Below are 13,788 nucleotides of genomic sequence, written 5' to 3' on the forward strand. Positions count from 1 at the left end.
ACAGATCTTAATGGATACACAGCAGGAGATAGAACAGCTAGGACCTTGGTTTCATAATTTACACTTGCCTAATGGAGAGCAGACATCTCCAAATCATTTCTTAGGCGATTTTCCTGCTTTTAAATGGAAAGAACTGGAACCGCATATTCCTGCTGATCTGTCGGGTTGGGAAGTGCTGGATATTGGTTGCAATGCAGGCTTTTACTCTTTAGAACTGGCTAAACGCGGTGCCAACGTATTGGGTATAGATATAGACCCGCACTACCTGAAGCAAGCCGAGTGGGCCGCTAAGCAATTTGGGCTGGAAGATAAAATTGAGTTGATGCAGATGCAGGTATACGATTTAGCTCGCCTCGACCGCCAGTTTGATTTGATTTGGTACATGGGTGTACTCTACCACCTGCGCTACCCGTTGCTCTCCCTGGATATCCTTTCCCAGAAAGCCCGCAACCTGATGGTGTTCCAGACACTGACCATGCCAGGTGATGAAGCGGTAGATGCGCCAGAAGATTTTGAAATCAACGACCGCCAGCGCATGCAGGAAGAAAGCTGGCCTAAGATGGCTTTCATTGAAAAGCGCATGGCAGGCGACATAACCAACTGGTGGGCCCCCAACCGCGCGGGCATCGAAGCCATGATGCGCTCCTGTGGCTTTAGGGTAACAGAACAGCCAGGTCACGAACTGTACATCCTGCAAGTGGATGAAGACCTGCGCCAACACCAGCAATGGAATCAGTCGGAGTACTTGTCTGCTACAGGCCAGGATTGGCAGGAGGCAGTGAAAGCCAAAGTAGAGGGGAAGAATGAGTATATGGTTGGGGCGAAAGAGAAAAAGTAGGAGGGAAAAGCTGGTAGGTATAAATCCTCGCCGCTGTTGTATGTTTTCACCAATAGCTTTTAAGCTATAATTTACCTTTTATGTCATCTCGACAATAGGAGAGATCTGTTTTATTCAATCATTTGATGTTATTTAAGGTTTTGCCTGCGGTCGAGTGACAGCTTTGATTCTTACTCTTAATAAAATTTATAATACCCTTCATTAACTATACTTACTGCTGGGTTTTGGCCTTGCCAGCTGGGCCTTACTTTTCTGCTTGATGAGATTAACCACCCCGCCTGCGGCACCCCTCCTTGAAAAAAGGAGGGGAGTACAAAAGAACAAAGACGCTCAAACATCGAATCGTCAAGTTGTGCACTTGGCAAATGCTTTATACTTTGTAGTATAAAGGTGGATATATACTTTTCATAGCTTTACTTTGCACAAGTAAGGGAATAGTCGTGCTACTTGTGTGTCGTTTTATAAAATCCTGTGTCTTACGTCCTGTATCCTATGTCTAAAAATATGTCTGAAAATAAAGATCAACATTGGAAAGTACTGAAATCGGAACTGGTATTTAACGAGAAGTGGTACAAGCTACGTCGGGATGAGGTGGAACTGCCGAATGGCATGATACTGGACGATTACTATGTGAGCGTGCGTCCGAACGTAGTACTTACTTTTCCGCTGACCGAAGATAGTCATGTCATCTTTGTGCGGCAGTACAAACACGCAGCTGGCGGTGTCTTTATAGAATTGCCTGGCGGTGTGATTGACGAAGGCGAAGACGTACCCGTTGAGGCGGCTAAAAGGGAACTGCTGGAAGAGACTGGCTATACTTCAGACGAGGTGGAGCCAGTGCTGGAGGTAATTGATAATCCTACCAAAGACACAAACAAAATATACTTCTTCCTGGCCCGCAACGTGCGTAAAGTAGCAGAGCAGGACTTGGATGAATCAGAAAGTATAGAAGTGCTGAAGGTGCCGCTGAATGAGGTGGAGGAGCTGGTGTTAAGCGGAAAAGTTAATGTTTCTGGCTCCGTAGCCCTTTGCTTGCTAGCTCTTAAAAAGCTGGGGAAGTAGGTGTTGCCTCAACTAATGTCTGATGCTGTTCTCAACATCCATATCCAGAACTTAACTGTTGCTGACACTGACATCCATGTCCGCTTGTGCAAGCATTAAACGAAAGATGTCCCCAGCAGAATGCTTTCCGAGATGGATGTCCGAAAGAACGACTAGCTTGATCTAAGATTCTTTGGCATTCGCGTATTTCTATCATAGAGCAGTCACTAAAGTAACTTCCTTTGCCCTTGTTGAGTATTCCCACTAACAAGCATAATAGCCGTTCAGGTGGCAATGCCGCTAACATTAGTCCATCTGCTTTGCTTTTTAATACAGCGCATTTGGCGTTGGCATTCATAATCAAGTGTAGCAGACATTACCTCACTAGTTACCATTTCTATTATTGGTGAGAACCATGACAAGGGCTTAAGCTTTTACAACATCCTCCCAAAATAAACTTATGAGAAACTGGCTAAAGCGAAACTTTTACTCTACCTTTGTTGTATATACAATAGTTGGCAACGCAACAGCTATGAGACTAGAAGAAGAGATTAAGATGAATAAATTCAGGAATGCCTACCAGAAGGCGTCTCTGAACCTAATGTTTACGGGAGAATGGCTGGTGGCGCGTATCGATGGGCTTCTAAAGCCGTATGATATCTCTTCGCAGCAGTACAATGTGTTACGCATTTTGCGTGGGCAGCAGGGTAAGCTCATCAACCTATACGAGATTCAGGAGCGCATGCTGAATAAGATGTCTAATGCGACGAGGCTGGTGGAGAAGTTGCGCCTGAAAGGGCTGGTAACGCGGGAGCTTTGTGAGCATAACAGGCGCAAAGTGGAGATTGCCATTACCGAGAAAGGGTTGGAGTTGCTGGAAACAATTGATCCGCTTATGGCTGACCTAGAAGTGTCGCTGTTTAAGAACCTATCAGAAGAAAAAGCTGATCAGTTTAATGACATATTAGATAGCATGCGAGAATAAAATTTTCACCTAACTGTTGTATAGACAATATAAGTAAAAACAATAGATTGCTCTTTTATTTCAGAATGTGGATTTATTAAGTATAGCAAAAGCTGAAAGATAACACAATAGCAGCTGAATAGGTACAAAAGGTATAGATTGAGTAGCAAGGGTTTAAAAACATAAAATAATGGGAGATCAGAATAAACATATTATAGCAGAAGTGGCTATCAATTCCTTGATAGCACAGCGCAAAAGTCCGAGAGCTTTTAGCGCAGAACCTGTTACACAAGAGGAACTACAGACGCTTTTTGAGGCGGCACGTTGGGCGGCATCGGCCATGAACGAGCAGCCTTGGCGCTTTATTTATGCCACCAAAGAAAATGAGGAAGCATACAACAGGTTGCTGAGTTGCCTGGCAGAACCGAACCAGGTTTGGGCTAAAGATGCTCCTGTGCTGATGCTGACGGTAGCTAAAACGAACTATAGCGGCAATAACGCCCCTAACTCGCATGCCTGGCACGACATAGGTTTGGCAACTGCTAACCTAGTACTTCAGGCTACAGAATTAGGACTGCATGCTCATATGATGGGTGGTTACAGCGCTACAAAGGCAAGAGAGGTGTTGGGCATACCAGCAGGTTACGAGCCTGTTACCATGCTGGCTATCGGGCATATTGGAGATCCTGAGCAGCTGCCTGAACAGTTGAAAGCAAGAGAATTGGCACCACGTACCCGCAAACCGCTGGAGGAACTGGTACACGAAGGTGTTTGGCAGGAAAAATAAGATACAAAGAAATGAGCAAGAAAGTAATTCACAAAGCCGATACCCGTGGTCATGCGAACCATGGCTGGCTAAATTCATATCACAGTTTTAGTTTTGCTGGTTACTACAACCCAGAACGAATGAGCTTCGGGCTGCTGCGCGTGCTGAACGACGATGAAGTTGCGGCAGGTATGGGCTTTGGTGCCCACCCGCACGATAACATGGAGATCGTTTCTGTTCCGCTCTCTGGTGCCCTGGAGCACCAGGACAGCACAGGAAACCGCAAAGTAATCTATACCAACGATGTGCAGATTATGTCGGCAGGTACTGGCCTAACGCATTCCGAGTACAACCATTCGAAAGAAGAAAAGGTGAAGTTTTTGCAGATATGGGTATTTCCGAAAGAGCGTGAAATTAAGCCGCGCTACGAGCAAAAGACTTTCAACCCTGAAGATCGGCAGAATAAATTACAAACTGTAGTATCTCCAGAAAAGGGCAGCGATGCTGTCTGGATAAACCAAGATGCCTGGTTCACGCTAGGGACTTTAAAAGGTGGTTTTTCAGAAGACTATAAACTCCACAAGAATGGCAACGGTGTTTATGCCTTTGTGCTGGAAGGGGAGGTAGAGATAGACGGTGAAAAGCTGGGCAGACGTGATGGTTTGGGAATTTCGGAAACCGACAGCTTCAATATAAAAGCAAGTGAAGATGCTGAGCTTCTGTTGATGGAAGTTCCGATGAAGTAATAAAGTATAAAAGCACAGCAACGGCCCTGACAGATCATTTCTGCCAGGGCCGTTGCTGTTTTAGCGAAGATTAATACCAAAATAAATTCCCCTTAATAAGGAGGGGAAGTTGGAAACAAAGGCAGTGGCTTTTCTCTAGACGTATCACTCTTACTATTTAAAGATAGAAGCAGCATGCATCGATATCAACCTGCCTTAGCACCACTACGTTAAAGCAATACAAACAAAAGCAGAGTTATGGAACAGGAACAAACGCATTTACTTAAAGACTATACAATAGAAGAAAAAGGAGCTTACCTCGGAGCATTGGCTACTGTGGCCTCTGCCGACGGACACGCCTCTGATGAGGAACTGGAGTTTCTTAGCCTAATGGCTGAAGCAGCAGATTTACCCGAAAACGTGCAGCAGGAGGTGATCCATGTGGCAAAGAACCCCTCGCAGATAAGTGTGCAGAAGTGCCTGGATGTACTGAAAGGAAGCCAACTGCGCTTTTCTTTTGTTACAGACATCATCAGTTTTGCCAAAGCAGACGGTGAGTACTCTGCCGAAGAACAGCAAAAAATAAAGGAAATGTCTGCTTACCTGGGTGTGGATCAGCAGCAGTTTAGCCTGCTCGATCAGTTTGTAAACAAAGCAGATGAGGCACAGCAGCGGGGCGAAGACCCAGCCTCACAGTCTTTTATGAACAAAAGCGGCTTTGGCGATATGTTTCAAAAAGCAGGAATATCACCTGGTATGGTAAAAGGCATGTTAGGTATAGTAGCCCCAATCGTGATAGCAAATATGCTGAGCGGTGGCCGCAGACGCGGGATGATGGGCGGCATGGGCGGCGGTTTGCTCGGTGGTCTTTTAGGTGGTGGCATGATGGGCGGCGGCATGTACCGCAGCGGTGGTGGCCTGGGCTCTATGGTTTCTATATTAGGGGGCCTTAACGGAAGACGTGGCTACCGAAGAATGGGTGGCGGCGGACTTGGCAGCTTACTGGGCGGCCTGTTCGGTGGTGGCCGACGCTGGTGAGAAAAAGTTAGTGAATTAGAGAGTTTGTGAGTTAAAAAGTTAGAAGGTTTGCTTTATGCATATGTTCCTTTCTAACTCCTCAACTCTTAAACTCTCTAACCTTCTAACTCTCTGTCTCTCTTTTTATCAGTTCTCTAAGATCTGGTTCCCGTAGCAGACCGCGTACTATTTTGTTTCCTACTATAAAAGTGGGCACTGCCTGTACGCCCACACCCTCGTAAGCTTTGCGCAGCTCCTGTTGGTGTGTTTCCTTATACTTTCTGCTCACGATCACCTGCCTGAACTCCTCTTCAATTAGCCCAACTTCTCTAGCCAGTTTCGTAAGCACATCAATTTCTCCGATGTCCTGTTCCTCCTGAAAAAAAGCAGTGAACATGCGGTGCGTGTAAGCTTCGCCCTTTCCCTTTTCTTTGGCATATTGGTAGCCTTCAAAAGCCAAGTGGGTGTAAGGCTGTGGCGAAACTTTAGGCAGAACAATGGGAATATCTAAATCCTTTGCCATTGGGTACACAGAGTTTTGCCAGGTAGTTTGCAAATAGTCTCCTTCTGGTTTTAGCGTTGGTGTTGGTTCTGGCCTCAACTCAAAAGGCATCCACTCTATCTGTACTTTATCTTCCATTCCTTTCAGTGCCCTCTCCAGTACCACTTCTCCTAAAAAGCAATAGGGGCACACATAGTCTGAATATACTTTTATTTGTAGCATGTTTTCATATGTTATATGTATAAGTACAGCTATAAACCTGTTTGGGTTAGTTTATAGCAAATGGTGTTACAGCTTTTGCCATTCTTTTTGTAGTTTCAGCACTTTAAACGGATGTACACAGATGTTAAAGAAGAATACTTTTTTAGGACTGGTGCTTATGCTGACGCTGTTTTCTTGCCAGCAGCAAAAGCATAACAGTGGCACAGGTCAGCAAACTACTGCCAAAATTTACTACCCTGGCGAAGGCAATGATTGGAAAACCAGAAAGCCAGCGCAGGTAGGCATGGATGCGGCTAAACTGCAGGAGGCGGTGGAGTGGGCCAAAACGCAGGAAACAACCCAAATGCCTAAAGATTTTTCTACGCAGGAGGAGATTTTTGGTAAAATGCTTGGACCTTTGCCTGCCGAGAGAGCCAGCACTAACGGCATCATCTTAAAAGACGGTTACATTGTGGCCGAATGGGGCGATACCAAGCGTGCCGATCCGACTTATAGTGTAGCCAAAAGCTTTCTTTCTACTTTATTGGGTGTTACTGTAGACCGTGGCTTTATCAAAGACATAAAAGATCCCGTTGCTAACTATGTCAACGACGGAGGGTACGATTCGGAGCAGAACCGCAAAGTGACCTGGGAGCACCATGCGCGGCAGACAAGCGAGTGGGAGGGAGAACTCTGGGGTAAAAAACATGATTTTGTAGGCAAGGAAGAATATGGCAGGGGCGAACGAAAACCACGTGCGTTGCAGGAACCAGGCACCTATTACGAGTATAATGATGTGCGCATAAATCGCCTTGCCTTATCGCTGCTGCGTGTGTGGCGTAGACCTTTGCCAGAGCTGCTGAAGCAGGAGGTAATGAACCCAATTGATGCTTCGGATACGTGGCGCTGGGTGCCTTACGATAACTCTTATGCAGTAGTGGAGGGCAGAAGAATGCCTTCTGTTAGCGGCGGTACACGCTGGGGTGGCGGCCTTTGGATTAACACTCGTGATGAAGCTCGTTTCGGCTACCTGTTCCTGCGCAATGGCCAGTGGCGCGATAAACAAATTGTATCGGAAGAGTGGGTAAAGGAAGCTACAACTGAGCATGGTCCTGTAGGTCCTGACTACGGCTACCTGTGGTGGCTAAACACCGAGGGTAAAGCCTGGCCTGATGCACCGCGTACAAGTTATGCCGCCCTTGGTGCGGGTCAAAATACTATTTGGATTGATCCTGAACATGACATCGTGGTAGTGTGGCGCTGGCACAACGGTAACCCAAATGAGCTGATAAAGCGAGTGCTAGCGGCAGTGAAGGAGTAAGAAGAAGTTGATATGAAGAAGGAGGTGATTTAAACAAGCACCTCCTTTTTTTATGTCTCTATTGAAGTCAAGGATTGATTCTCATGCGTAACTCACTGCTGCGAACCTCCAGATACGTGACTAGTAACAATGTGGTGTATGCGACTCCACGGCCTCGCAGAGGCCAACAAAGGCTGCTCAGTTTGCTTTGTCTCCTGTTAAAAGAAGAAAGTGCGAATCTGAAGATACATGCCTACCCTAAAGTCAAAAGATAGTTAACGTGCCAGGATGAGGTTGAACAGCAACAGCCTACAGTCATCTTTAACAAAAGGAAGTAACCTAAAACAAAACAGCCACCCCAAATAAGAGGTGGCTGTTTTACTAACTATGTATATTTACATATTAATGGCGGCAGGAGCAGTGGTCTCCAGCAATGCCTAGGTGGCTGGTGTCGGTGCCTTCGTGCCAGTCGAATGCGGAGGCCGTTTTACTGTTTTCCCAGTAGAACTTGCCAGGCTTGCGCTCGTGGTTTCCTGTTTCGGCCATTGTCTCGGCATCGTACAGGCGGCCGTTTACCATCGTATATTTTACAAACTCCGAGTTTTGTATATTCTCCAGCGGGTTCTTGTCCAGCACGATCAGGTCGGCTAATTTGCCTGTTTCCAGCGAACCGATTTCTTTACCCATGCCCAGGTACTCTGCACCGTTCAGTGTGGCTGCGCGAAGTGCTTCAAGGTTGCTCATGCCGCCTTGCTGCAGCATCCAAAGTTCCCAGTGTGCTCCTAAGCCTTGCAACTGACCGTGTGCACCTAAGTTTACTTTTACGCCAGCATCTGTTAAGGCTTTGCAGGCCCTGGATACTGCTATGTAGCCATTCTGATATTCTTCTTCTGGCACCTGCGTCACAAACCTGGAACGGCCATCGATTACGGAGCGAGGCGTAAAGCGGAGCAGGCGCTCTTTCTCCCACACTTTGGTATTTTGGTACCAGTAATACTCTCCATTGGCAGCTCCATAATTCACAATCAGGGTAGGTGTGTAGCCTGTTCCGCTAGCTTTCCATAGTTCTAGCACGTCTTTGTACAGCGGAGCAATCGGAATGTTATGTTCTACACCTGAGTGTCCGTCCATTACCATTGTCATGTTATGGAAGAAAGTGGAGCCTCCTTCTGGCACAACTGTCATGTCCAGTTCTCGGGCTGCCTGTATTACCTGCTGGCGCTGCTCACGGCGTGGCTGGTTATAGCTTTTTACAGAAAAACCTCCCGCTGCCTTAATGCGACGCAGGTGCGAGCGGGCATCGTCCAGGTTGTTGATAACGGCTTTGAAATTACCATCTGCTCCGTAAAGCACAGTACCTGTAGAAAAAATACGCGGCCCAACCATCGCTCCCGACTTCACTGCTTCAGATTGGCTGAATACCATCTCGGTAGTAGAAGATGGGTCATGGGTGGTGGTGACGCCGTAGGCCAGGTTTGCATAGTAGGCCCATTGCTTTTTCGGACTAATACCCAAGCGGAACGTACCCATGTGTGCATGCACATCCACAATGCCTGGCATAATGGTCTTGCCTGATGCATCCACTATTTTGGCATCTTTCGGTACCTGCACATTTTTACCTACAGCCACAATACGGTTGCCCTCTACTACTATGGTACCGCCTTCAATCACCTCATCGCCTTTCATGGTAATGATGCGGGCATTGGTGAAGGCTATCTTGCCTTCGGGTATATCGGTGTTGAGCACCAAGCCAATTTTAGTGCCTGTGGTATCTATGGCTGGCAGGTTCTCGGGTGCGCCCTCCACAAACTTAAAGCGGTCTTTGAGTTCATTGCTAAAGTACTCATCGCCCAACACCCAGTTTATCTTTTTGCTATCAGAAGACCAATGTATACTGGTGCCAGCGTCGCGGGTGAAGCGTGCTACAGGTACAGCTTTTGTGTCAGCACTTAAATCCAGGGCACCGCCGTTTGATGTAAGCGGTACAATGTAGCCGTTAAACATTTCTACAAAGGCCAGCCACTTGTTGTCGGGGCTAGGCAGGAACTCGGTAGTATATTTAGATACATAATGGGTTACTTCCTCTTTGCCCTGCAAGTTTATGCTTTTAAAAGCTGCCTTACCGCCTTCTGAATCTGTAAAGAAAATACGGTCGGAAGTAGTGTTGAAAACAGGGGAGGAACCGTTTTTAGTTACCAGTACAGGTTCGCCTCCATTTACTGGCATATAAAAGATACCTTTCACTTTTCCGTAGGCGTAGCCCATATGGTTATTACCGCCCTCGCGGGTGTACACAATGTGCTTACCATTTGGCGAGAAAGAAGGGGAAGTATAAAAACCTTTTTCTGTTGTCAGCTTAGTAGGTTTCGCGTTTTTCTTACGAAGGTCCAGTTTCATCAGCGTGCCGTAGTTCTCATCATCCCAGGTCGTATAAACAAGCGTTTTTCCGTCAGGCGAGAAAGCAGGATAGAACTCAAAGTCCTGGCTACTGGTAAGACGCTCTGGCTTGCCGTTTGGCAATTCTTTTTTGTAGATATATCCCGCAGCATTAAATACCAGCGTCTTACCATCTGGCGAAGTTACAGCATGGCGAATAGCTTTGGCGGCAAACTGCTTGGGAGAAATCCCATCCTTGCTGAAATCGTGGCGAACGGCATCAGTAATAGTATGTGTAGCGGTAGCCTCAAAAGGTATGTTAGTTACTTTTTGAGTAGCGACATCTACTTTATTGATTTTGCCACCAGCCCAGAACACAAGGCTCTTGTTGTCAGGTGTCCAGGAGAAGTTCGGGTATACTCCAAATATTGCCCAGGCTTCCTGCTGGTCGTGGTTTAGCTTATCGTGTATTGGCCATTCTTCACCAGTTTTCAAGTCGTGGATAAACAGCACCGATTTGGTACGCACCCGACGCACAAAAGCCAGCAGTTTGCCATCAGGCGAAATAGCAGGACGCACAGAACCACCGTTACCAGTTACCACATTCTCGATCTCACCAGTGTTGCGGTCTACGCGGCGGATAACATATATCTGCCCGTTCGGGTCTTTGTTATATTGGAAGGTGCTGCCACCACTCATATCCTCCGAAAAGTACAAATACTTCCCATCTGGCGATACAAAAGGCTCGCCTGCATCCTGCTGGTCGTTTTTACGCTTGGTTAGTTGAATGCCGCTGCCGCCTGTTTTATGGTACATCCACATTTCGCCAGCGCCCAGCGAACGGGTAGCGGTAAAATGTTTGCGGGCAATTAAGTATTCTCCGTCAGGTGTCCAAACAGCATTATTCAGCAGTCTAAAGTTCTCGTTGGTGATTTGTTTGGCATCAGAGCCATCACGCTTCATGATCCAAATGTTATCGCCGCCACCTTTATCGGAAGTATAGGAAATATACTTGCCATCGGGGCTGAAGCGTGGCTGTACTTCGTAGGCGTGCCCACCCGATAGTTGCCTTGCCTTGCCGCCCGTCATAGGCATAATGTAAATATCACCCATCAAATCAAATACAATTTCTTTACCGTCTGGGCTCACATCCACACTCATCCAGGTGCCTTCGTCGGTGGTGAGGGTGATTTCTTTCTGCGGTCCGTGGGCATCTTCCACCTTCCACTTCGTATCTTCTTTTTTATCCTGAGCATAAGTTGCACCAACTGGCAGGGCTAGTGCCGCTGCCAATAGCAAACTCAGGTAAGGGCGTTTATTCATGTTATGTATTTGAACAGTAGATTAGTTTTAATTTCAAATTTAAGAATTTTATAAATACCCCCTCCCCTAAAAACAGGGAAAGAAGCTTAGTTGATGTTATTCTAGGCAGCATTATAGTAAGGCCAGTTACATTTGTGGGTAAAGGATTTTACTGAAGAGTGGAGCTGGTTGTAAAGTAAAGCTTCTCTCTTTGTCATCCTGAAAAGATCTTGTTCGGAGGGAGGTTAAGCAGTAATATAGCACAATGACAAAAGAGTTCTTTAGCTCTTTTCCCGCTTTCAAGAGAGGGGCTGTCTACTCCACTTCAAAAGAAGTGGGCAACTTAAAGCTCAATGGCTTACTGTGGTTGTGTATCTGGCTAAGGAAGCCATCCAGCTCGGCTTTGTACTCCAGGTGATAGTCCTCGTGAAGGTTCTTTTTAATTAGCTGTGTGGTGCGCAGTAGCAGCCGTGCCGAGGCAGTATAAAAGCTTTTATAAAAGCTGTCGAACTGGCCTGTGTAGTTATCGAAAATCAGTCGCAACAGGTACAGGTGCAGTTCTACTTCTGATTTTTTATCTTTGGTTATGCGTTTGAAACGGGCTATTTCTTTTATGGCTTTGCGAAGGGCTTTAGCGAGAGCCTTGCTTAGGCTGCGGCCACTTGCATTCACCATAAGCTCCTGGATTTTGTTTGCGTGCAGCTCAAACATTTCCTCCAGCGTCAGTTCGCCTAACTCGTACAACAACAGGTCGTACAGTTCTGCATCGCGTTTGGCGGCCTTTAAAATAATTGCTTCTTTTTCTTTGTCGCCTAGTTGGCGGACGGCCTGCTTAAAAGAAGACGAAACAGTAGGCATGTTATTGAGGCAGGTTCTGTAGGTCGAGCAGGTCTTGTTGGCGGGCGGTGGCTTTTTTATTTTCCTTTAAATCCTGTAGGCTAATAAAATGTACAGTGTTCCCATCAATTACTGCAGTTTTCTTTCTTTCCCAGCAAGCTGTAAAATCCACGCCCTCTAAGCCTGTTGCTATATCAATGCGGTTTGGTGGGTAACCCAATTGCGTTACTACGCCAGGTGTGGTCAGGTCTTCTGAGGTAATCTGATTGTCGTTATAGCCGTACTCCTCTAGTGCGTGGAGCACACAAGCAGCATTTGCTTCTGAAGGGTTTATCCAAATATCAATATCGCCAGTATAGCGCGGATAACCATTATATGCCACTGCAAAGCCTCCTGCTACCATGTATTCAGCTTTGCAGCTATTCAAAATCTTTATAAAATCCAGAAAGTTTGTTTGCAGCTCCATACCCTTTAAAATGCTGTACTGTTTGCGCAGGTAAGCTATGGCATCTATACGTGCAGTAGCAGACTGTGCAAGCCAGTACGATAAATCATCGTTGCTGTCCGACAATTTCTTTTTTGTAACGACGCTGGCTGTCGGTTGTGGCCGCGCGCTGCTGATTTTATTAGGCATTTTGTCGATTTTACTTTGAACAAGAAGAGCTATAACACGATCAGCAGAAATTTATATAGCAACCGCATAGCAGTTGCTACTGCAAAGTAACTAAAATATAGGCTTTCTACAAAGCAGTATAATTACTTTTAGCCTTAAATAAACGCAATTCCTGTTTTGTAAATGCACTACAATTTTTCCTCACCTTACTCATAAAAGAGATGCGTCTTTAAAGCCTTATTAGCTGTAGAACGGAATTTTAAACCAACTCAGTATGTTTTATAACAGTACCAAAAGCAGAAGTCCTAACCTGTATTTATGGCACATGTGCTTCATTTAGTACGTTTAAATTTATAAATTTGCACTATGGATATTGGAACAGAGATTTTACAGCAGGAAGACGTCGCCGTTCTGGAGGAAACAACAGACCTTCGGAATTTGGTGGTATATAATGATGATGTGAATACATTTGATCATGTGATCGAAACGCTCATTAGAGTATGCGGACATACTGCCGAGCAGGCTGAGCAGTGCACTTTACTCATACATTACAAAGGTAAGTGTACGGTAAAAGTTGGATCCTACGAGGAGTTGGTAGGTATGTGCACCGCCCTGCATGATAAGGATCTTTCTGCCGATATCGAGTAACACCAGAAACTTGAATGAATTTCCCGTCGAAGTTAATTGAGAACGCTGTAGAGGAGCTGGCGAAGCTGCCAGGCGTTGGTCGGAAGACTGCGCTCCGTTTAGCTTTACATTTACTTAAAGAAGAATCTGAAGATACTTTTTCGCTTGCCGAGTCGCTGGTAAAAATGCGTACAGAGGTAAAGCATTGCAAAGAATGCAATAATATTTCGGACACAGAAGTGTGCAGCATCTGCGCTAACCCATTGCGCGAACGCAGCTTGCTTTGTGTGGTGAGCGATATACGCGATGTGATTGCCATCGAGAATACAGCTCAATATAGAGGGTTGTATCATGTGTTAGGCGGTGTTATCTCTCCCATAGAAGGTGTTGGACCTTCCGACCTGCATATAGATTCGCTGCTTGAGCGCTTGCCTAACTCAGAAGTTAAAGAAATACTTTTAGCTATCAGTCCTACCATGGAAGGTGATACTACAGCCTTTTACCTGACACGTAAGCTGCGCGATATGGATGTACGTATTACCACTATTGCGCGTGGCGTGCCTGTGGGAGGAGAACTGGAGTATACTGATGAAATAACTCTTGGCCGAAGTATAGTAGAGCGTACAGCTTACGGTAGAATATAGAACAAAGGAGTTTGAGATGAAAAAGAGGAGCAGGA

The 13,788-nt window shown here is 46.0% G+C and carries 13 protein-coding genes; 9 read left to right on the forward strand and 4 right to left on the reverse strand.

Going from position 1 to position 13,788, the window contains the following annotated elements:
- Nucleotides 1-10 precede the first annotated feature (10 nt).
- The 6 genes from LN893_RS05010 to LN893_RS05035 all read left to right on the forward strand — a co-directional run bounded on the left by LN893_RS05010 (nucleotide 11) and on the right by LN893_RS05035 (nucleotide 5,372).
- Nucleotides 11-838 (forward strand): TIGR04290 family methyltransferase, encoded by an 828-nt coding sequence (locus LN893_RS05010; protein WP_229968704.1) that lies wholly within the window; start codon nucleotides 11-13, stop codon nucleotides 836-838.
- 504 nt (nucleotides 839-1,342) lie between these two features.
- Complete coding sequence (locus tag LN893_RS05015; RefSeq protein WP_229968705.1) at nucleotides 1,343-1,900, forward strand: NUDIX hydrolase; 558 nt, start codon at nucleotides 1,343-1,345, stop codon at nucleotides 1,898-1,900.
- 511 nt (nucleotides 1,901-2,411) lie between these two features.
- Complete coding sequence (locus LN893_RS05020; RefSeq protein ID WP_229968706.1) at nucleotides 2,412-2,864, forward strand: MarR family winged helix-turn-helix transcriptional regulator; 453 nt, start codon at nucleotides 2,412-2,414, stop codon at nucleotides 2,862-2,864.
- 169 nt (nucleotides 2,865-3,033) lie between these two features.
- Nucleotides 3,034-3,630 carry a nitroreductase family protein gene (locus tag LN893_RS05025; protein WP_229968707.1) on the forward strand — a complete coding sequence of 199 codons (597 nt, stop codon included), beginning with the start codon at nucleotides 3,034-3,036 and terminating at the stop codon, nucleotides 3,628-3,630.
- A gap of 11 nt (nucleotides 3,631-3,641) precedes the next feature.
- Nucleotides 3,642-4,355, forward strand: a complete 714-nt coding sequence (locus LN893_RS05030; protein ID WP_229968708.1) for a pirin family protein — start codon at nucleotides 3,642-3,644, stop codon at nucleotides 4,353-4,355.
- Nucleotides 4,356-4,592: 237 nt separating this feature from the next.
- Complete coding sequence (locus LN893_RS05035) at nucleotides 4,593-5,372, forward strand: TerB family tellurite resistance protein (protein WP_229968709.1); 780 nt, start codon at nucleotides 4,593-4,595, stop codon at nucleotides 5,370-5,372.
- Between the two features lie 103 nt (nucleotides 5,373-5,475).
- On the opposite strand, the gene LN893_RS05040 is transcribed toward LN893_RS05035, so the two are convergent.
- The gene (locus LN893_RS05040; protein ID WP_229968710.1) at nucleotides 5,476-6,075 is read right to left on the reverse strand and encodes a DsbA family oxidoreductase; all 600 of its coding nucleotides are present in this window, start codon (nucleotides 6,073-6,075) and stop codon (nucleotides 5,476-5,478) included.
- Nucleotides 6,076-6,196: 121 nt separating this feature from the next.
- On the opposite strand from LN893_RS05040, the gene LN893_RS05045 reads away from it, so the two are divergent.
- Entirely contained in the window at nucleotides 6,197-7,375 is a 1,179-nt protein-coding gene (locus LN893_RS05045) for a serine hydrolase domain-containing protein (protein WP_229968711.1), read from the forward strand.
- A gap of 381 nt (nucleotides 7,376-7,756) precedes the next feature.
- Here LN893_RS05045 and LN893_RS05050 read toward each other — a convergent pair whose 3' ends face one another.
- The 3 genes from LN893_RS05050 to LN893_RS05060 all read right to left on the reverse strand — a co-directional run bounded on the left by LN893_RS05050 (nucleotide 7,757) and on the right by LN893_RS05060 (nucleotide 12,503).
- Nucleotides 7,757-11,053: an amidohydrolase family protein gene (locus LN893_RS05050; protein ID WP_229968712.1), complete on the reverse strand. Its 3,297-nt coding sequence runs from the start codon at nucleotides 11,051-11,053 to the stop codon at nucleotides 7,757-7,759.
- Between the two features lie 294 nt (nucleotides 11,054-11,347).
- Entirely contained in the window at nucleotides 11,348-11,890 is a 543-nt protein-coding gene (locus LN893_RS05055; RefSeq protein WP_229968713.1) for a hypothetical protein, read from the reverse strand.
- Nucleotide 11,891: 1 nt separating this feature from the next.
- On the reverse strand, nucleotides 11,892-12,503 hold the full coding sequence (locus LN893_RS05060) for a hypothetical protein (protein ID WP_229968714.1): 612 nt from the start codon (nucleotides 12,501-12,503) through the stop codon (nucleotides 11,892-11,894).
- Between the two features lie 345 nt (nucleotides 12,504-12,848).
- On the opposite strand from LN893_RS05060, the gene LN893_RS05065 reads away from it, so the two are divergent.
- Both LN893_RS05065 and recR read left to right on the forward strand, forming a co-directional pair.
- The gene (locus tag LN893_RS05065; RefSeq protein ID WP_229968715.1) at nucleotides 12,849-13,130 is read left to right on the forward strand and encodes an ATP-dependent Clp protease adaptor ClpS; all 282 of its coding nucleotides are present in this window, start codon (nucleotides 12,849-12,851) and stop codon (nucleotides 13,128-13,130) included.
- A gap of 14 nt (nucleotides 13,131-13,144) precedes the next feature.
- Nucleotides 13,145-13,753 (forward strand): recombination mediator RecR, encoded by a 609-nt coding sequence (gene recR / locus LN893_RS05070; protein ID WP_229968716.1) that lies wholly within the window; start codon nucleotides 13,145-13,147, stop codon nucleotides 13,751-13,753.
- The last annotated feature ends 35 nt before the right edge of the window (nucleotides 13,754-13,788 follow it).

It is taken from the genome of Pontibacter harenae (assembly GCF_020907245.1).
GTDB classification, from domain to species: domain Bacteria; phylum Bacteroidota; class Bacteroidia; order Cytophagales; family Hymenobacteraceae; genus Pontibacter; species Pontibacter harenae.

Excerpts from the sequence above, each read along its gene's own strand:
- LN893_RS05040 (WP_229968710.1), bottom strand. The coding sequence starts at position 6,075 with ATGCTACAAATAAAAGTATATTCAGACTATGTGTGCCCCTATTGCTTT.
- LN893_RS05030 (WP_229968708.1), top strand. The coding sequence starts at position 3,642 with ATGAGCAAGAAAGTAATTCACAAAGCCGATACCCGTGGTCATGCGAAC.
- LN893_RS05020 (WP_229968706.1), top strand. The coding sequence starts at position 2,412 with ATGAGACTAGAAGAAGAGATTAAGATGAATAAATTCAGGAATGCCTAC.
- LN893_RS05065 (WP_229968715.1), top strand. The coding sequence starts at position 12,849 with ATGGATATTGGAACAGAGATTTTACAGCAGGAAGACGTCGCCGTTCTG.
- LN893_RS05025 (WP_229968707.1), top strand. The coding sequence starts at position 3,034 with ATGGGAGATCAGAATAAACATATTATAGCAGAAGTGGCTATCAATTCC.
- LN893_RS05050 (WP_229968712.1), bottom strand. The coding sequence starts at position 11,053 with ATGAATAAACGCCCTTACCTGAGTTTGCTATTGGCAGCGGCACTAGCC.
- LN893_RS05015 (WP_229968705.1), top strand. The coding sequence starts at position 1,343 with ATGTCTGAAAATAAAGATCAACATTGGAAAGTACTGAAATCGGAACTG.
- LN893_RS05055 (WP_229968713.1), bottom strand. The coding sequence starts at position 11,890 with ATGCCTACTGTTTCGTCTTCTTTTAAGCAGGCCGTCCGCCAACTAGGC.
- LN893_RS05010 (WP_229968704.1), top strand. The coding sequence starts at position 11 with ATGGATACACAGCAGGAGATAGAACAGCTAGGACCTTGGTTTCATAAT.
- LN893_RS05035 (WP_229968709.1), top strand. The coding sequence starts at position 4,593 with ATGGAACAGGAACAAACGCATTTACTTAAAGACTATACAATAGAAGAA.
- recR (WP_229968716.1), top strand. The coding sequence starts at position 13,145 with ATGAATTTCCCGTCGAAGTTAATTGAGAACGCTGTAGAGGAGCTGGCG.
- LN893_RS05045 (WP_229968711.1), top strand. The coding sequence starts at position 6,197 with ATGTTAAAGAAGAATACTTTTTTAGGACTGGTGCTTATGCTGACGCTG.
- LN893_RS05060 (WP_229968714.1), bottom strand. The coding sequence starts at position 12,503 with ATGCCTAATAAAATCAGCAGCGCGCGGCCACAACCGACAGCCAGCGTC.